Annotated in this window: 13 protein-coding genes and 1 pseudogene; 5 read left to right on the top strand and 9 right to left on the bottom strand. The window is 40.8% G+C overall.

All coding sequences use genetic code 11. From position 1 onward, the window contains the following. The 3 genes and pseudogenes from NCWK1_RS00940 to NCWK1_RS00930 all read right to left on the bottom strand — a co-directional run. A pseudogene (locus NCWK1_RS00940) lies at nt 1-248 on the bottom strand (OmpA family protein); the annotation flags it as partial. 8 nt (nt 249-256) lie between these two features. After that, a complete protein-coding gene (locus tag NCWK1_RS00935) occupies nt 257-3,976 on the bottom strand; it encodes a TonB-dependent receptor (protein ID WP_103123394.1) in 3,720 nt (1,239 codons plus the stop codon). 1 nt (nt 3,977) lies between these two features. After that, complete coding sequence (locus tag NCWK1_RS00930) at nt 3,978-4,898, bottom strand: isopeptide-forming domain-containing fimbrial protein (protein WP_103123393.1); 921 nt, start codon at nt 4,896-4,898, stop codon at nt 3,978-3,980. 1,254 nt (nt 4,899-6,152) lie between these two features. Here NCWK1_RS00930 and NCWK1_RS00925 point away from each other — a divergent pair. Both NCWK1_RS00925 and NCWK1_RS00920 read left to right on the top strand, forming a co-directional pair. After that, on the top strand, nt 6,153-7,094 hold the full coding sequence (locus tag NCWK1_RS00925; protein WP_222838757.1) for an LPS biosynthesis glycosyltransferase: 942 nt from the start codon (nt 6,153-6,155) through the stop codon (nt 7,092-7,094). Nucleotides 7,095-7,487: 393 nt separating this feature from the next. After that, entirely contained in the window at nt 7,488-8,036 is a 549-nt protein-coding gene (locus NCWK1_RS00920) for a pentapeptide repeat-containing protein (RefSeq protein ID WP_096582201.1), read from the top strand. 90 nt (nt 8,037-8,126) lie between these two features. Here the strand turns inward: NCWK1_RS00920 and NCWK1_RS00915 are convergent, their stop codons facing one another. The 3 genes from NCWK1_RS00915 to NCWK1_RS00905 form a co-directional block, all read right to left on the bottom strand. Next, nucleotides 8,127-8,480, bottom strand: a complete 354-nt coding sequence (locus tag NCWK1_RS00915) for a hypothetical protein (RefSeq protein ID WP_103123392.1) — start codon at nt 8,478-8,480, stop codon at nt 8,127-8,129. A 109-nt stretch (nt 8,481-8,589) separates the two neighbouring features. Further along, the gene (locus tag NCWK1_RS00910; protein WP_103123391.1) at nt 8,590-9,501 is read right to left on the bottom strand and encodes a DUF1338 domain-containing protein; all 912 of its coding nucleotides are present in this window, start codon (nt 9,499-9,501) and stop codon (nt 8,590-8,592) included. Between the two features lie 113 nt (nt 9,502-9,614). Continuing rightward, nucleotides 9,615-10,925, bottom strand: a complete 1,311-nt coding sequence (locus NCWK1_RS00905; RefSeq protein WP_103123390.1) for an acetyl ornithine aminotransferase family protein — start codon at nt 10,923-10,925, stop codon at nt 9,615-9,617. 147 nt (nt 10,926-11,072) lie between these two features. Between NCWK1_RS00905 and NCWK1_RS29020 the strand changes: the two genes are divergently transcribed. Then, the gene (locus NCWK1_RS29020; RefSeq protein WP_146033923.1) at nt 11,073-11,252 is read left to right on the top strand and encodes a hypothetical protein; all 180 of its coding nucleotides are present in this window, start codon (nt 11,073-11,075) and stop codon (nt 11,250-11,252) included. Between the two features lie 100 nt (nt 11,253-11,352). Then, nucleotides 11,353-12,633 (top strand): hypothetical protein, encoded by a 1,281-nt coding sequence (locus tag NCWK1_RS00900; protein ID WP_096582209.1) that lies wholly within the window; start codon nt 11,353-11,355, stop codon nt 12,631-12,633. A 124-nt stretch (nt 12,634-12,757) separates the two neighbouring features. Here NCWK1_RS00900 and NCWK1_RS00895 read toward each other — a convergent pair whose 3' ends face one another. Next, nucleotides 12,758-13,165 carry a universal stress protein gene (locus NCWK1_RS00895; protein WP_096582211.1) on the bottom strand — a complete coding sequence of 136 codons (408 nt, stop codon included), beginning with the start codon at nt 13,163-13,165 and terminating at the stop codon, nt 12,758-12,760. A gap of 88 nt (nt 13,166-13,253) precedes the next feature. Between NCWK1_RS00895 and NCWK1_RS00890 the strand changes: the two genes are divergently transcribed. Next, entirely contained in the window at nt 13,254-14,456 is a 1,203-nt protein-coding gene (locus tag NCWK1_RS00890; RefSeq protein WP_096582213.1) for a phosphoglycerate kinase, read from the top strand. Between the two features lie 145 nt (nt 14,457-14,601). Here the strand turns inward: NCWK1_RS00890 and NCWK1_RS00885 are convergent, their stop codons facing one another. Together NCWK1_RS00885 and NCWK1_RS00880 are read right to left on the bottom strand one after the other, a co-directional pair. After that, entirely contained in the window at nt 14,602-15,498 is an 897-nt protein-coding gene (locus NCWK1_RS00885) for a hypothetical protein (protein ID WP_103123389.1), read from the bottom strand. A gap of 167 nt (nt 15,499-15,665) precedes the next feature. After that, nucleotides 15,666-18,869, bottom strand: coding sequence for a lamin tail domain-containing protein (locus tag NCWK1_RS00880; protein WP_103123388.1), 3,204 nt, complete (start codon nt 18,867-18,869; stop codon nt 15,666-15,668). Nucleotides 18,870-18,882: the final 13 nt, after the last annotated feature.

The following is an 18,882-nucleotide window of genomic DNA, read 5'->3' as shown; positions in this document are numbered from 1 at the left end:
TTTTCTACGGAGAGATTACCGTTTACTAGGGCAATGGCTTCGCGTAAGGTGAGTTTGTCGTCTGGTTGTATTTGTCCGTCTTGGTTACTGTTGACTATGACTTGTAAGGATGCGGGGGATGATTGAGCGATCGCAATTTGAGGGAGAATTATAAGTAAAGAGGGAACGAACCGCCAAGTACGCCAAGTACGCCAAGTACGCCAAGGAAGAGAGGGTTTTAGGGAATTAGGGGAATTTTTTGGTGTCATTATTTTCCTCACTTCGACTCCAAAGCCACTGGTTGAACTACTGACTCTTGCTGTTGTGGTGGTACTACTTTTTGCCTACCGAAACCACCGAAAAGTTCATTGAGTTTAAAGCTGATGTTTAAATAGGGGCCGCCTGCGGAGCGATAACCGCTAAAATCTCGGTCATCTGCGCTCCCGAAGGCGTAACCGACACCAATTCGTAAATCTGGTGTTAAATGATACCCACCTTCAACAGCTAAACCAAATTCGTTAAAGCCTTGTTCTGGTTGACCTAACCAACGTCCTTCGACGGCTAAGTCTGTGCGGTAGCCTATTTGGTAAGTTGTGCGTAACTGTGCTAGATGAACGCTGCTGTGGTTGGTAAAATCTTCGGATAGGGAAGTAGAACTGCTGCGGAAGGCGTATTTACCATACAATTCCCATTGCCAGTTGGGTGCATAAATCGCTTCGGCGGAGAAAATATGGTCTGTGGAACCGTTACCGCTACCGGCTAATAAGGTATCGGGTGTGGTGGCGGGGTTTTGGCGATATTCGTACCCTAATAAGGCGTTGAATTTATCGTCGTTGGGGTCACGGTAGGCTAACCCGACGCGCAGATTTGCGGTGTCTCCTAGTCCTTGTAAGAGTTGGTTTGCGCCGCCTGCTTGTTGATAGCGTACCGCCGCAGTTAAAGCTGGGGAAAGTTTACCGGATGCGGCGGCGGAGATTACTGTATGATTGCCTTCGCTGCCACTACGATGTTCTAATCTGGCGTTGGCTTGGAAGTTGGGGTTATCAGTGTAATCTAAGCCGATGCTGTAAACATCACCCGCAAACAAACCTAATGAGGAAGCAGTTTGTCCGACTGCGTAAGGTTGAGCAAATCTGATACCTGTGGCGGAATCTCCAAAAATATCTTTGAAGATGTGTTCGTAACCGAGGCTTAATTTTAATCCTGGTGCGAGGCGGATACCGTGATTTAGAGATACGGAACCTTGGTCAGTCATTCCATCCGCACCGCCTAAAATTGAGTAACGACCTCTGACGGTGGTATCTGGAGAAAATTTGTGTTCGACAATTGTATCTAGACTGGTGATGCTATTGCCTTGTAATAGGCCACCTTCATAAAATTGGTGTGCTAGTCGCATACTTACGCCAGGATACAATGCCCAATCTAAGCCGAATGTTGTGCGGTTGGGATAGAGTTGATCGCTTTTACCTAGGTTGAGTTCGTTTTGCGCGTGAAATGTGAGTGATTCAGATAAGGGAACGTCCAGACGAGAGACTAACTGGCTGGCGTTACCGTTGAATTTGTTAGTAATGCGGTCTTCGCGGGAACGGTTGACGTATTCCAGACTTAAATCAGATTGACCGATTTTTTGTTGGATACCTGCGCGGATGGTGGTGAGGGAATTATTAATTTTGCTTCCTGGTGCGGCTTGGGGTTGGGGGTTGAATAAGTCAATTAACTGGGTTTGTTCGGCTGGGGCGATACCAAAATTGTCTTCGCGATCGTATCCTAGATTAAAGCTGGTGGTTTGTCCCAGTTTCCCAGTTAAGGCTGCACCGTAGCGAGTTTGTCCTGGTGTGAAACTCCAAGTAGCGTTATTGGCAAAGTTTTCGGTGACAGAACGATAGTAAGCTTGTCCTTGGAAGTTTTTGCCAAGATTTGCACTAGCTTCTAAACGGTACGCCGAACCACTGACGTTACCAAAGGCGAGGGTATTGTGGCGAGAGTGAGCATATTCACCGATAATTTGCCCAGAATTTCCTAACGGTGCAAAGAAATCGACTCCATATAGTTCAAAATTTTGCTGTCCTTGGTCTTCTCTGAGGTAACTTGCACCGATAAATGGATTTCCGTTTTGACTATTTTCGGAAGTTCTCAGATTATATTGCAGTCGTCCAGCGTAAAGTTTGCTGTCTTCTCCAGCGTCGTTTTGATAGGTAACAACGATGCGGCGTACCAAAGTTTTACCAAAGGGATTTAATTCTGTAGCGAAGATGGGACGGCGGAATAATAATGTACCGCGATCGTAATCTATTTCGTAGTCAGCCCCACGAGATAACGATTGACGTTCTAAAACTGTTCCGGGACGATTGATTTCTTCCGCTTCTATAAAAACGTTTTCACTACCAGGAATAACTAAGCGGCGGGAAAGGAAGTAGTAACCGCTTGTCCCATTAGGGGTAATTGCATCGCGCTGGAAACCTTGAATATTGTTAGCGTATAAGGCTGTTAGTTGCAGGTTGTCGAAGTTGTAATTACCTTTGAAGCCGTGCAGTTGTCTGGTGGTAGCTGTATATAACTGGGATGATCTAGCAAACTCTTCAGTATTGTAGTCACCCCACATAAAATAGTCTGATTCTGCGCCTGGGATATCTGGTGTGCGTTCAATGCGAGCATAGACACTATCTGTAGAAGGCGCAGTGTTAGTAAAGCTAGAACTATCGCCATATACGGGATAGTCTTTTTCACAAGATTGTATACCACCAAACAGGCGATTATCTCCATTGCAATCTTGATTTAGGGGACGTTTGCTATTGAATGCGCCTGTAAATAGCCAATCTCCAACTTTACCCGTGGCGAAGACGGCTGCATCTATATCTACATCAGTCCGACCGATTTTATTAGGATTGAGATAGTCGCGGAAACTACCTCGATAATCCGTACCACCTGCGCCAATCCTGACGTTGATGCTACCTGTGGTTAAGGAAGGGCGCAAGTTAGTAATAAATTCTACATTGGTATAAGCTTCGAGTTCTGCATCTTGATTAATAGCCGCCCGAATTTTCACGTTTTGAGCAATTAAACCTGCTTGCAGTGTGGCTGTAAACTCACCTTTACGCGCAAGTACCTGAAACCCTGGTGCATCTTTATCTTGGTCTGCACCCACAAATTGACCTGCACTAGCTGTTAAGGTGACAGGAATATCTTCGGTGATGATTTCGCCTTTTTCGTCGGTAATTTTACCTTCTAATGTGATGAGAGAACGACCATCGGCGGGAATTCTGGGTTCTTGGATGGGTGCGATCGCAATTTTTTTCTGCACCTCTTCAACCATGACTTTCACACTGGTTGATTTACCATCAGCATCTTGAGCAATGATTGTATTTTCACCTTTATTTAATGGCACGTTATACCAAATTAAGGTGTTTAACTGTTGTGCTTCGTCTTTATGCAAGTATTGAGAGATAGCCGCATCAATGGGTTTACCATTCAATGTCACTGTTACCTGGTTATTAGAGTGATATTGAACTCCCAAGTTAGTAGTTTTGGCAGTAGTCACACCTGCAACTGGAGTGATAATACGGATTTCGGAGGAAATAGGGGTTTCTGCTTTTTCTGGTGTCTGTTTGTTTTCGGTTTTCTCTCCAGAAGTGAACGTATTTATCTGATCTGAGGAAATCTTCGCCTGATTATTTTCGGCTTTCTCTATAGGAGTGAAGGAGTCTATTTGATCTGAGGAAATATTCGCTTGATTATCTTCTGTACTTTCTACAGAAGTGAAGGAGTCTATTTGATCTGAAATTATTAATTTATCAGGTTGGCTTGGTCTTGGTGGGGAGAAAACAGCTTCGATATCATCTTCTACAGGTGCGATTAACTCTGGAACATTGGGAGATTCGACTTTTTGTTGCGTTTGTGGTGGTGTTTGTGCAGTCGCCGCCGCAATTGGGAGGATGGGAAATGCACTACAAACGCTTAGTAAAGTTAAGTCACGCTTTCTAGCACTAATCTGCGTCATCTTACTTACGTCCTTCCCCTGATGCTGGTGTGACTGCAAAATTCATCCGTCCCATGCTTCTGGGTGAGAGTCGGACGAGGCGCGATTGGCTATTTTTTTCAATGTTGTAGAGGTTGGGTGCGAGACTATATCCGGGTAGGCTGGTTAAGTCTAAAGTTCCAGTCCGATTACCAGCAATCACATTGGCTAGAGAGAACATCCCGTTGGCATCGGTAAGGATACGATTTCCGTCATCCATATAAATTACGGCGTTGGGTATGCCTGGTTCGCCTGGTTGTTGTTCGCCGTCAAAGTTTTTATCAATAAAGACTCGTCCAATTAAAGTTGCACAATCGGAGATGATACCAGGACGAATTTTTAGTAAATGACTGGCTGTGTTACTGCGGATATTACCTGCGGCGGCGACGGCTAAGTTTTTGCCTGTTCCACGTACTGCATCGGGTGTGACTGTGACTGCATAGGCTACATTCATCGTTCCCTGTGCAGAGATAGTACCAGCGTAGTTAATGGTTACTGTGCTGTTATCTTGGCTATTTGATACAGTTACAGGGGTGGTAGTGTTACTGCTGGTTAAAGAGACTTGCAGCGATCGCGTCTCGAAATTCAAGCCGAGGGGTAGCGTATCAGTCAGGGTAATGTTGCTGGCGGGAGAGTTACCAGTGTTGCGGATAGCCAGCCGATAAACGACGGTATCACCTGGTTCGACGGCGATGCGATCGGCCGTTTTGACAATCTCTAATGCAGTTGCACTTCTAGTAAAAAACACAGTATTAGAAGTAACAGGCTGAATATTATCGCCTCCCAACACGGCTGTATTAGTAGTTTCATCAGCAATTACGGCTGAAATGCCAACAGAAAAAATTCCAGGAAGCAACAGAAGCAAGAAAAGATAATTTTGCTTCCAGTCTTGTACCAACTTCATAGCTATATTAAAAAAATGTATTTTTTATTCAAAAGAACAAATGATGAGAAGTTATTATTGGAAATAATTAATCATGATTATTTAAAACACTCTATATTAGACATCAAACGAAGTATGCAAATTGAATATTATGTTATTCGTCTAACCATTTTTTATATCCAGATTGTTTTATATTCAACACATAAAATTTATATTTTTTAGTTTTAATTAGATTTTTGATAATTTCCATTAGTTCAAATAATTCATCTGCACTCTCAGTCATGTTGACCGTATATTTAGCTTTTGAATCACTAAAAGCACACAAATAAAATTGATTTAATTTCTGATTTGTGCCAACAGCATTATGTTGTTAAATCTTGTAAAATTCCCAAACTTGACTTATAGATATTGTGATAGATTTAGTTCAAATATCTACCAAGTCAAATATTATGTAGCTTAATATCAGAGCAATTTAAAAATTAAAATTACTCTGATAGTACTTACTGTTGTATATCTAATTCTTCTCAGTCCGAATACAACGATTAATATTATGATCAGTTTTTAGGTAAATGCACGAATAATTCTGGTAGATGCAGCGGCTTACTTGAAACAAATATAACTATAGTAAGGTTAAATGGCAATTAATTCATCTAAAAATCATCATCGTTTTCTCAAAAACCATAATGATAGTGATTGGCAATGTGGATAACACTAATTTTTACATCTAATATTTTATTGTAAGTTTAAAGTTTTAGTAGTATTTACTATTTTTAGGTACAAAAATTAGATTTTTTATTAGGATTAATGTAATTATACTGAAACCAGAGATTATAGTTTTATAATCTCTGCAAGTTTTCTCAGTAAAAGCAAGTTTAAAAATTTCCTCTACTGAAATTACTAACTTATTTAAGGTATTAAATAAATTATTAATCAAGAATAATTGAGCAGTATTAACAATTTTGCCAAAACTGACAATCTAAAAATCTTATATCGGTGAATTTAAACATATTATCTATTCCAAAAGTTTGAAGTTTCTATCAATATCGGACAATGAAAGTAAAGTTATTGCTACATTACTATATTCCAGCATCAAACATAATTTACAGAGTTTAAATATTCTCTCAGTAATATCACCCTAGTTATTTTTGATATAAACAGCGAAATTAAGTATTAACCAGTAAAAAATCAATCATACAACCTGTATATTCCATATTTTTGTACTGCATATTATTCCTTAAGTAGCAACATATCATTATCAGTAACAGGGGCATTTACATGTTAGAGCTAGGCATTAAAAGCAAAAACTATTTTAATTCTCAAGCTACCCTTGAAAAGTTTATAGAAGAGTGCAAATATCCCCGAAGAGGATCAAAAAATAAAACCTTTACTTCTTTACAAATTGCTGATGTGATTGGACGAGCTTTTATTATTGCCTATAAAGAACAAACTAATTTACTTGAATCGACCTTGATTAAAGAAGGCTTACAGTGTGAAGTTTTGAGACAAAAGCACCAACCAGAGTATAAAAACTTTTCTCCGAGTTATCTTTGTCTACTCAATCACTTAAGTGCATGGAAATTAGCTGCAAGAGAAACTCAACCCACTTTAATTGTTGAAGCAGATTTTGTCCCAGTTGTAGGATTGGGCAAACTACCTTTACCTTTTAATCCCTATCAAACTAATGTTGGTATGTGCTGGCTATATACTTGTGCTTCTCAGATATATAGTATTTCAGCAGATGGCTATGCTGAAGGTTCTTCAGTCTCAACCGTTGCTTACATTGTTACTCCCCAAGGGGCTGATAAATTAATTAAATTTGCAGAAGAACTTATACAACAATCAGACCCTAATGCTTATTCTACTTGGGATACTTATCTTGATAATTTTCTGCGCCATCATCACTTGAAAAACTACATCCCTTTCCGAAATTATGGAGAGCATGGTGGCTTACCAAATCTAGAGCATTCTCGTCATGGATTAAGTAAAACCCATAGAGCAGATGTTCTCTATAATCAACTGGCTTTTATGCCTATGTATGCCTCAAAAGCAGGTGTAGACTATTTTAATTTTTTCTTGGTGAGACTTCAAGCACGGATAAAAGGCATAGCTCGTTTGTTAACAGGTAAATTTCTCCGATTGCCAGTTCTAAAACGTTCTCGTGTACCTGCTAGGTTAGCAAATTTTGCTATTCGCCGACAGTTGTTTCCTTCTATCTAGACTTGCCTCAATCATTTTCAGTTCATGCGAATGAAAACATGATAGTTAAAAAAGTATAAAAATATTCAAAAGAAATATAGTTTGATTTATGAAAACATTACTAGTGTTGAGCATTGACAACAGTTGGAACCATCCCAGTTTTTAGCAAAAGTGATAAAAGTCCTTCAGAATGAGTAAGACGGGTCTTTTTACATCAAGATTCAACCAGAACAATGCTGTAAGTATATTTCCATGAAGCCATAGTTACAAATCGAGGAAGGTATAGGAAAATAAAAGAACGAGTTTTTCTTACAATTCCCAATTGCTATAGCAACTCAAAAAATAGTCTTTGGTGTGGTTTGGGTAGTGTTAATGCACAGACTTGCGTACCTGTAGACAAGTTGAGGTGAAAATATGGATGCTAACAAACTCCTGAATTTATATGCAGCAGGAGAGCGAGACTTCGTGGGTGCAAATCTGCATCAAGTTAATCTTTGCGGTGCTGATTTGAGAGGCGCAAACTTTGTTGAAGCTGACTTAAGTGGAGCAGATTTAAGCCAGACTAATTTAAGTGGATGTAACTTCAGCCGAGCAAATCTGACTGATGCAGATATCAGCGGAGGTAATCTGAGTGGCGCAAATTTGAGTGAAGTAAACTTAATAGGCGCAGACTTAATTAAGGCTAACCTCGAAGGAACAAATCTCAGTCGTGCAGATTTGCGGGGTGCTAATTTATTACTAGCAAACTTGCTAAAAGCAAACCTCAGCGAAGCAGAAATGAGTGGTGCAGATTTGACTGGTGCTAATCTCAAGAAAGCAAATTTGATTGCTAGTAATATTAATGAAGCAGAAATTAGCAATGCTGATTTCACAAAAGCAATTGTTACGGAATATGAGATGACTGGCAAAGTAATGCACTTAGGCTTATCTCATAAATGGGTAACTTGGGCTGGCTGTTATTAGTGAGTATAGGGTTAATAGGGACACGATCGCTGTTGTGTCCCTAAATTTTTGTTTATAACAGCTAAAATTCAAGCGATCGCTCGTAAAATTCTAATAAACTAAAGGTCTAGCACCACTCATCTGACGCAACGAATTGATGCAGGCTGGACAGTCACAACCAAACAAATTAATTGCCATATCGCTTTCTTGGTCACTAAACTCTAGCATCGGCACATCTTCTTGTGAAAATTCCACCTCAGCCTGCTGTGTGGGGATTTGTGCTAACACCGAAACTCTAGCACACACTAAGCCAATCTTATGCTTGTTGCGGATACAAGATAGACGGTCTTCTGTGGCTTTTACCGCTGGTTCGGCTGCTTGTGCTGGATTAAACATAGCCGTCATAGACAAAATCGAACTAATCAGCACAGGGGTCGAAAGTAAGCTTAGTATAATTTTGTTCATCCGTTTCCTGCAAAAAATCCTGACTACTCAAAATACTTCGATTAAATCTTACGTTTACCATGAATGTCCATCAGGAGCTTATGTTTCCCAGATATGAGAAAGGAAATGATTAACGTCGAGTCATTTCAAATAATTGTTGGGCATTTTTACCTAAAAAAGCATCAAACAGTTCTGGCTTTCCAGGCTCAATTTCTATGATGTAACGCTGGGCGAGTTCATAATAAGCGTAAGTCCAGGGAATTTGAATTTCTGTATGACTGCTGTCATCTAGCACAGCTACCATTTCTGTTACTGCTTGAGTTGCAGTTTGGCGTAAACCACAAGTAACATTACCTTCAATTTCGGCTTTCATCGGTACACCCAAATTCGCCAAAGCTTCAGCAGTAGTATCTATATCAGGATATACAGGAGTATTTTGGCGGTTAATGTAGCCTGTGAAGTGATTGACGGCGTAACCGTGCAGTAACACCCAAGCGCCATATTGGGTAATTTTATTCACTTCTTCTAAAACGGAACGTCGAGGAATTTGCCAAGGCCGAGTGAAGGTTTGCTTTAATTGTTGGATGATGCTGGCAAAATTATTCTCATCTAGTAAAACAGGTGTCAAAACAGGAAGAACTTCTGCGGAAATTGTGGATACTGTTTGATAGATTAATTGCGCAATAGTATCCGGTAATTCATCAACAATTAATTCACTAATAAATAGTTTGGGTAAATCGAATTCTGCTTGCTGAGGATGGCGATAATGACGCGCGTAAAGATGGGTGGCTGCAAATGTATATTCCCCCGCAGGTTCGTAACCCAAGGCTTCGGCTATTTGTGCTAAGTGGTTGATACCTAAGTTAATTTTACCTTGGGGACTATCGACTACTAAACGCAAAGACCGAAAAGCAATATGGTCGTTGGCGACGGTTCCACCCGCCTCCCTAATCATGTTTTGGTAGATTTGGGCATAATTGACTCTGGCTTGATATTCTTGCCAAAGTGATTCCCAGAGATCAGATGCGAGTTCGGGTTTCATATTATAGAAGAAGAGAACAGGGGACAGGTGACAGCGGACAGAGTGAAGCAGGGGAAGAATTATAATTGTTATTGTTATTCAGCACTCAGCACGGGCTAAACGCCCCGCTACCGCTAACAGCCCTCAGCACTTTTAAGAATGTCAGAGAGAATTTCGAGGGCGGTTTGTATTTGGTTGCTGTCAATGATTAAGGGTGGACAAAAACGAATGGCGGCTTTACCGCAACCGAGTAATAGCAGCCCACGTAAAAAGGCTTCTTGGATGATGCGATCGCGTAGTTTACTATTATAGTTACCTGCTTCATCAACTAAATCGACCGCTACCATCAAACCTTTACCTCTGGGTAAAGACATTTTAGGAAATCTTTGGTGCAATTGAGTTAAGCCAGCTTGTAATAGTTCGCCCATTTGGGTAGCGTTGGTCATCAAGCCACTTTCTAACAGTCGCAATGTTGCCAAACCCGCCGCACAAGCCACAGGATTTCCGCCAAAGGTGGTGGCGTGGGAACCAGGTGGCCATGTCATTAATTCTGGACGGGCGAGAATTGCGCCGAGAGGTAAACCACTAGCAAGACCTTTAGCTGTGGTGATAATATCAGGCATCACACCCCAATGTTCAGTGGCAAACAAGCGACCTGTACGTCCCATACCTGATTGCACTTCATCTACTACCATTAATATGCCGTTGCGATCGCAGATATCTCGAATTCTTTGTAAAAATCCATCTTCGGGGACAATATAACCGCCTTCTCCTTGAATTGGCTCAACGAATATAGCTGCTACTTCCTGGGGCGGTAGTATGGTATTAAATAGTTGTTTTTCTAAATAATCTAAACTCGCGTGAGTGCCGTAAGGAATATGAGTTACTCCTGGAACTAACGCCCCAAAGTTAGCCCTTTGCACTGTTTTAGAAGCAGTCAGAGACATTGCGCCGTAAGTGCGTCCGTGGAATGCGCCCAAAAAAGCAACGATGAGCGATCGCTTGGTGTAATATCGAGCTAGTTTAATCGCCCCTTCGTTTGACTCCGCCCCAGAATTGGTAAAAAATATTTTTGCACCTCCAGGAAAAGGGGCGCGAAAGGCTAACTTTTCCGCCAATTCCACCATCGGTTCATAATAAAAATCCGTACCGGACATGTGCAGCAAGCAAGCTGACTGGTCTTGAATAGCTTTGACAACTTCCGGATGGGCGTGTCCGGTAGCTGTGACAGCAATACCAGCAGTCATATCTAAAAATACATTGCCGTCCACATCTTCCACCATGCAGCCTTGACCGCGTGCTACCACTAGAGGATAGTCGCGTGTATAAGATGGGGAAGTTACAGCGCAATCGCGTTCTACAATTGCTTGAGCGCGAGTTCCTGGTAAAGCTGTTACCAAACGCGGCACACTCGGTAAAGGTTGATTAATGGATATACTTAACATTTTTGAGATTTTTTAGATTACTGATGATTAAACAGGTATGTAAGATTTTTGACAGTATCATTTGCTGCCATTTGTATAAATGTTACGTATTGACAGAAAAACGGTAATATGAGTTATTTTCTTCTGAATAAATCTCGAAAAATTTTCATGAATCCTCCGAACGAATTAGCACAAGAGTTTCATGGCTATGGTCTGACTGAGTATCTGTATTGGGTGAATATGGTAAGTACTGATTTTTGCTACGCTAATTACACCAAGATGAACTTGGTAAAACTAACAGAGTTAACCTGTCTGAGCAGATATAAATACAATTTGAACCAGTTATAATGCCACTATTGTAATCAGGGTTTCTGGATTGTCAAATTAATATCACCCAGATATTAAGCAAGTGTAATTATTATTGATTTATAGAAATTTTTTTTCAACTATGAGTAACTTATTCAGTCAAAAAATTAGCCTCTCTTTGGGTACCGCCGCTTTATTAACAGCTATTTTCGCGCATGGCTATTTCTCTTCTCCGTCCAAAAATCCAGAACTAGCTCAACCAGAAAACATTCAAGATAATTTTGCCCTCTCTCAACCGCAAATTTCTCTAGCTTCTATGCAAACGGCTAGTGTAAATCAGCCGATTTTAGAGCAAGTGTCTGATAAATATGCAGCTTCAGTATCTGTAGGTTATCCAGTTATCGATGAGTGGAAAAATTATAAATTTAGTATTAACGGTAATCAAATTTTATCTACAGCTAAATTACCTACTAGTAAAATTAATTTCAATCAATCAGATTTATTAAGTACCCTTGTTAATACCCGTCAATATTTCCAAGACCACGCTGCTGATGATCCAGATATTCAACGCAAAGGTTTATTAGGAACTCAAGGAGTTAGTGTAGAAGATGTTCTCAAAACTTTAGATTTTATGATTGTTGTCTTAAAAGAAGACATTGCAAATAATCGTCCGACTCGGCTACAAGAGCCTAATTTTATCAACAAAAATTTTCGTGTGATTAAATGGAATGCTTATAATAAGCAAAATACTAGTCAAAAACAACTACGCATCACCAAATATGCCGTTTTTACTCATCAAGGTTCTCCCACTAAAACAGCTAAGTTTAATACACCAATTTATAGTTTAAAAGATAGCTCATATAAAGATAAATTTTATACTAAATATACGAAACAAGATGTTTTATCAGGTATTTATGAGCCTGGCGGTAAAGAATTTGGTAAAGTTCAACCTTTAGCTTACCTGACCCGTGATGGTTTAGAAGAAGCCCTTTTGCAGGGTACTATCTTAATTAAATTTACTGATGGTTCTCAAGCATTTTTCAATGTAGATAGAAATAATGGTATGTCTTATATTCGGGGCTTAAAAGGAACAGCCCAGAAACGTTATTGGTATTTTAAAAAGGTAGATGCCATTAAAGGTTATGGTCATAAAATAGATGCCAAAATTTCCATTAAACCAGGAGTGACTTTTGCTGGAGATGTTTTGAATATTGGCGTAGGTAAAGTAGTAGTAATAGAGAATAACCAAGGCGGACGGAAAAATTTGCGAATGGGCGTAATTGCCGATACAGGTGGAGCATTTTTACCGAACCTTTATCAACTCGATTTTTTAGCAGGAATTTTTCAAAATCGACAAGAATTTGGTCAGTATATTCAGCAATTACCTGAGTATGCTACAGCATATTTTTTAGTCAAGAAATAAACGGCAACAGATTATTTGCATACACAAAATCTGGAGTTGTTAAAATGGGGTGTAAAGTTTTTGCTCACTTACACCCCGATATTCCTACACCTGTCTAAACCATTGATTTTGGTCTCCAAGCCAATTAAGGCACTATCAAAACTGGGCATGGAGAAAGATTAATTACCCGTGTCGTTACACTATCAGTTGCACCCTCATCAGTTAAGCCCAGTCCGCGACAGCCCATAACAATTAGATCCGCACCGATTTCATCAGCAACATCACAAATGGTAAATGCTGGTTTACCTTGCCGTTCCAAAACTTCAGACTGAATACCCTCCTGTAAAAATAAGGCTTGAGCATTTTCTAGCAGTTTAGCAACTACCTCTGGTGAAACCATCGGATCAGGACTTGGTGCTTCTGCCGAGGTTTCCTCAACCACAGATAGCAACACCAAGCGGCTTCCGTACTTCTGCACGACATTGGCAACTACATCAGCAGCCTCCCGTGCTTCCCGACTTTGATCGATTGGAAATAACACTGTCTTAAACATATCTCTCCTCCGCACCCCAGACTCCGGTAAAATCTTGATGGTTATACTTTCAAAACGATAACAAAAAGGCAATCAGGAGGGTTTGGCTGTGTCCAAAAAAAGTTTAGCAAGTTTATCGGCGGCTGATATTTCTGGTAAACGTGCCTTAGTGCGAGTTGACTTTAATGTGCCTGTTGATGATCAAGGTAACATTACCGATGATACTCGTATCCGCGCTGCGCTGCCAACCATCCAAGATTTAACAAACAAGGGTGCTAAGGTAATTCTGGTAAGCCATTTTGGTCGTCCCAAGGGCGTGGACGACAAACTGCGTTTAACACCAGTGGCCAAGCGTTTGTCTGAGTTGTTGGGTCAAGAAGTTGTCAAGACGGATGACTCTATCGGCGATGAGGTCGCTGAAGCAGTTAGCGCTTTGCAAAATGGGCAAGTGCTTTTACTAGAAAATGTCCGCTTTTACAAAGAAGAAGAGAAAAACGATCCAGAATTTGCGAAAAAATTAGCAGCTAATGCTGACTTTTATGTAAATGATGCTTTCGGTACTGCACACCGCGCCCATGCTTCTACTGAAGGAGTGACTCAATTCCTGAGTCCTTCTGTGGCTGGATATTTGGTGGAGAAAGAATTGCAATATCTACAAAATGCAATTGAAAATCCCCAACGTCCTTTGGCTGCAATTGTTGGTGGTTCCAAAGTATCTAGCAAAATCGGCGTTATCGAAACTCTACTAGAGAAGTGCGACAAGCTGATCATTGGTGGTGGGATGATTTTTACCTTCTACAAAGCCCGTGGTTTGAATGTAGGTAAGTCTTTGGTAGAAGAAGACAAGCTAGAACTAGCGAAATCTTTGGAAGCAAAAGCAAAAGAAAAAGGCGTTACCTTCTTGCTACCTACTGATATTGTGTCAGCTGATAAATTTGCGCCCGATGCCAATGCAACCACTGTCAGCATTGAGAATATCCCTGCTGATGGTATGGGCTTGGATATTGGCCCTGACTCTGTGAAAGTTTTCCAAGAAGCTTTGGCTGATTGTAAGACTGTAATTTGGAACGGGCCTATGGGTGTGTTTGAGTTTGATAAATTTGCTGTCGGTACAGAAGCGATCGCACACACTCTCGCAGACATTAGCAAAACAGGTACAACTACCATCATCGGTGGTGGTGACTCTGTTGCGGCTGTAGAAAAAGTTGGTTTAGCTGACCAAATGAGCCATATCTCCACCGGTGGCGGCGCAAGCTTAGAACTACTCGAAGGCAAAGTTCTGCCCGGTATTGCTGCTTTAGATGAAGCGTAATTAGAAGTATGAAGTGTGAAGTATGAGGTGTGAAATTTCATGCTTTCATCTTCATACTTCATCTTGCACAATACGCTAAACCATTCTAAATTGCTAAAAGCCTGACTGTACAAGTTTCTTCATTTCAGACTTCAGAATTCAGCCTTCAGCCTTTGTTTGCCAACCACAAGGCAAGATTACGCACATAAGTTTTAATATCTTCTAAAGCCCGTGGCTCGTTTTTCATCCCATCTCCAGGCGGTTCATCTACAAAAGTAGGACAACCTTTAGTAATATCCCAGTTGTAATCCACAAAATGATGGAAACTGGAAGTAGCTACAGTACGCCCTAAGTTATTACCTTGTACATCTTGGTAATGGTCGAGCGCTACAATCAAATTAAAATCACGACCTGTAACTAAGCTTTTTCCTAAAGCAATTACCTGTGCTTTGGAATTGCTAGGAGGTATACCAATGCCACCTTCGTGGGGATGAGCGGGGAAAATTTCAATCTTTCCTGAAGGTGAATGCAGATTTTTTAATAGTTCGTGAACAGGTTCAACAGCAGCAATTTTTTGATAGTCACCATTCGCGCCTGAATGATAGTTAGGCCAAGAAATATAAGTTGTATAGGGGTCATCTCGACACCAGCGAGATTCATCAGGGTCGGGATTTTTGGTATTGAAATAATGGATATCGCCAATGTCAATTAAATCGCACATAGAACAGCCCATATCTTGATGGTCGCGAGTGGTTAAAATACCGCCACCGCGTCGGCGAAAAGCGTTAATTCCGGCAATATCTTTGGCTGTTAAACCGTCACCAACATCTAAAGCAAATAGCCAAAGTTCATCAAAATCAGATTGGTCAAGGCTTCCTAAAATTGGATCATTGCCTTCTGCGTCGGCAGAGCGATCGCGTGCTACAACTTTAAATAAACAATTTCCCGCTTCATCTTGAATCGATGCTAAATATTCCTGTAGCATTGAGAAACGAAAAATGCTCCAGTCGTCTTCAGTAGTGGGAATAGTAGTTTGTAAAAGAATCTGAATTGGTTCTGCCATACCCTGTGCAAACTGCGGCAATACTCTAACAACACACAATAGAGTATAGGACTTAAACACAAAATTTGTCTGTTAAGAATGGGTGTAAGGGTTTTGAACACCTACATCCTTACACCTCTTCAGCCTGATACCCAGTTACTACAGACAAACTTTGTGTATAAATTCTGTCAGTTTATCTTGACACGGAAACGAATAAAACCATAAGAATTAGTAGGTGTACCTTGTCCAGTCGCCGCAGGTAAGCTCGTTAGACTAGAATTGGTAACATTGACTACTACAGCCCCATTACTATTACTACCACAATATGTAGGTGTGGCTGGATCATTAGCTGGGTAAAAAACTCCCCGGTCTGAATCTGCTGTATTACTCAAATAAACAGTTGGTGTAGTAGAACCAATAGCCATTGCAATTCCTTGGTTTCCACCTGAAACACCATCATTAGGAGTTTGACCATTAAAAGCTGAAGGAATAAAAGTAGTATTTCCTGGAACTAAATCACAGAATTTTACATTAGTAACACTACTATTACCGTTAGAGAGAAAATAAATAGTGTACTCCACCTCATCTCCTGGCTTGACACCAGTAGCATTTATCTTGCCTCGCAAGTAACCACTCGGCCATTTAGAATCATTATCATCAGTACCAGCACCATCTACACTATCGTTTAAATCGTCACTATTAATGCGGGTAATGCGTTTCACTAGCAGTACCTTGGGACTACCATTATTATTAACACCCACACTGGTGACTCTAGTACCTACATTATCCGTATCTCTAGTTGGTAGATAGCTGGGACACCTACTGCTGGCGTTACCACTAGTCGTTGCTTCCCAACAAGCACTGGTGTTAGTATCATTACCATTTCGGGTTAAGCTAATCGACTGAGCATCATTAGCCCCAGATAAGGAAGATTGATAAGTACTGTCCCAAATATTGAGAGAACTTGGTGGAGGTGTGCTGATTGCATTACCAGAACCATAAGCAACGTAATCAATAATTTGATTCTGGCTATCGTACAACCAGACATCGTCACCACCGTTAGTTAGTCGAGTCGAAAATCCTAACCAAGCTTGAAAAGCTGCGTCTGGAGCTTGAGTATTAGCGTTTTGAGAACCTATCCAAATAACAGCGTATTGTCCTGGTTGTAGAGTTGTCCCACTGGGAAATGTGTAATTAAAGGCATTTGATGCAGTCTCAACACTATTAGCAATCAGATTGCCATCGGCTAATTTTACACCACTCAAGTCAACAGCTGAAGAAGAAGCATTATAAAGTTCGATGAACTCATCGTTTGTACTAGCACTACTCCCTGTTCCTGTTTCGTTATATAGCACTTCATTAATAATAATTTTGCCGGCTTGAGGCGAGACTTTATAAACATCAAAGCCGAAGTTTTGATTGGTTATTGCACTTCCAGAGACGGTAACGGCTAGGTCATTAGGTGTACCCAAAGAAAACCCCACAGGAATGTTGCTATTGGTGGTATCAACTTGAATTTTATAACTACCATCTACCACACCAGTAAAGCCGTAAGTACCATCTGCTTTTGTGCTAGTCACCGTCACAACAGAGTTATCACTAGCTTTGATTAGTTTGACATTAATCCCAGCAGGTAAAGTTGGTTCACCAGGATCAAAATCATCTCCGCGATCGCTATCTTGATATAAAGTGCCTGAGATAGTTGTACCAAAGTTAATAATATTTAATGGTGTTGTTTCCGTATTACTGGGATAAAAAGTCCATAAATCTAGTCCTTTCGCGTCACCAAAAGAACCAGTGCATTTTACATTGGTGTTACCATTGTTACCGAATTGACCAAATTTCCGGTCGTTGTTACTGCTATTAAACCCAGAAATCGGGTTGCTAAAAGCTGGGCTTGGTTGACCAACACCACAAAGTACACTACCTGGAACACCAACATTTGTCCCACCAATGGTTGTATATCCGCGGTCATCATAAAATACAGTGGTATTTCCCAAGGGATTACTGCTGTTCAGCATTGTAATGGTCGGCCCACCCGAAAAATTATTCTCTGCATCCAGTAAAGGAAAGTGGTATTCACCTGCATGAACTTTGACGCGGACTTGATAATTAGTACCTACTGGGAAATTATCACCGCTATTATCTTTACCATTCCAACTAACAGACTGTAGGCCGGATGTGTTCATCACACCTCTCAGCACACGGTTTTGGCTGTTAGTGGGGTCAAAATCTGAGCTATCTCTACTAATAACAATTTCGTAGTTACCTGTGATGTTGGTGTTAAAAGTAAAAGTACCGCCTGTACCTAAAGAACTTGTATTGCCACTGGCTGTACCCAGAAAATTCAAACTATCTACACTGGGTACAGTAGGTATAAGAGGAACACCAGTACCATCCAACGTGCCATCTGGCCTGTAGCGATCAATAGATGACAGTGTTTGAGTATCTAAAGGATTCAAAAATGTGGCATATTGTGGACGAGATAAGCTAGTACCCGCTTCTACGGGACTCAGGGTATTATCTTTGGCCAGAACATCATGATAGAGGGGTGTCTTACCATCGCTATCATAAAATCCTACTTGGTTGCCGTAAAGAATGAATCCATTCGGGTCTGTACCTCTGAGCTTGATTTCATATTGGTAGCCATCTGTCGTGACTGGATAAACGGGAAAATTGAGATATCGACCGTTATCACCAGTAAAAAAGGCAAAATAGTAAGTGAATAACCTGCCGTTGATATCTGTTGTTGAGCTTGCACTGCTACGGACTGTGACATCCCAAGCTGCAACACTGGTAGTTTGCTTACTATTAAAATTGTCGGCACTAGTTAACTCAATGTCACCTGTGGAGGCTGTTTCGTTGTTAGAGTTTTCTCCTGATGGGCCAGAAAAAACGATAGTATAAACGCCAGTTGTTGGCGCTTGATAAACACAAGGTATATAACCACTAGTGTTACCTGTACCATCAGCAGAACGTGGCCCGGCTAACTCTAGAGTCCGACTGGTAATTTTACCTGTGTTTGTTCCTGTTTGGGCGGCACAGCTAAAATCTGCGGAAGTAGGAATTGTTTCGTTACCAACTGAACCGGTCACAGCACCAGGATTAAATACCCGAATATTGCCACTATTAACTTTGACCGCCGAAGACCCCATGAGAATATATTCACCAGCCTGCGCGTAGACTTTGAGTAAGGTACGACGCTGTACTAAATTACCATAAGTACTATTACGCCATTCGATGTTAGCGCGATTACCAGTAGCTCCACTAGGATAAAGGGTGCGGCTTCCTTCGGCTCGGACAGTTTGCGAGCAAACACTCAGGGCTAATAGTGATAATCCTAAACTGTTGAATAATCTCTGATAGCATTTTCGTCTGTACAGTAAATACATTGCTGTGTTATTA

The sequence above is a fragment of the Nostoc cycadae WK-1 genome (genome assembly GCF_002897135.1).
Classification (GTDB): domain Bacteria; phylum Cyanobacteriota; class Cyanobacteriia; order Cyanobacteriales; family Nostocaceae; genus Nostoc_B.
Note: the sequence above shows the minus strand (reverse complement) of the source record. Positions and strands in the feature narration are given on the sequence as shown.

Excerpts from the sequence above, each read along its gene's own strand:
- NCWK1_RS00920 (WP_096582201.1), top strand. The coding sequence starts at position 7,488 with ATGGATGCTAACAAACTCCTGAATTTATATGCAGCAGGAGAGCGAGAC.
- NCWK1_RS00905 (WP_103123390.1), bottom strand. The coding sequence starts at position 10,925 with ATGTTAAGTATATCCATTAATCAACCTTTACCGAGTGTGCCGCGTTTG.
- NCWK1_RS00925 (WP_222838757.1), top strand. The coding sequence starts at position 6,153 with ATGTTAGAGCTAGGCATTAAAAGCAAAAACTATTTTAATTCTCAAGCT.
- NCWK1_RS29020 (WP_146033923.1), top strand. The coding sequence starts at position 11,073 with ATGAATCCTCCGAACGAATTAGCACAAGAGTTTCATGGCTATGGTCTG.
- NCWK1_RS00915 (WP_103123392.1), bottom strand. The coding sequence starts at position 8,480 with ATGAACAAAATTATACTAAGCTTACTTTCGACCCCTGTGCTGATTAGT.
- NCWK1_RS00930 (WP_103123393.1), bottom strand. The coding sequence starts at position 4,898 with ATGAAGTTGGTACAAGACTGGAAGCAAAATTATCTTTTCTTGCTTCTG.
- NCWK1_RS00885 (WP_103123389.1), bottom strand. The coding sequence starts at position 15,498 with ATGGCAGAACCAATTCAGATTCTTTTACAAACTACTATTCCCACTACT.
- NCWK1_RS00895 (WP_096582211.1), bottom strand. The coding sequence starts at position 13,165 with ATGTTTAAGACAGTGTTATTTCCAATCGATCAAAGTCGGGAAGCACGG.
- NCWK1_RS00935 (WP_103123394.1), bottom strand. The coding sequence starts at position 3,976 with ATGACGCAGATTAGTGCTAGAAAGCGTGACTTAACTTTACTAAGCGTT.
- NCWK1_RS00910 (WP_103123391.1), bottom strand. The coding sequence starts at position 9,501 with ATGAAACCCGAACTCGCATCTGATCTCTGGGAATCACTTTGGCAAGAA.
- NCWK1_RS00900 (WP_096582209.1), top strand. The coding sequence starts at position 11,353 with ATGAGTAACTTATTCAGTCAAAAAATTAGCCTCTCTTTGGGTACCGCC.
- NCWK1_RS00880 (WP_103123388.1), bottom strand. The coding sequence starts at position 18,869 with ATGTATTTACTGTACAGACGAAAATGCTATCAGAGATTATTCAACAGT.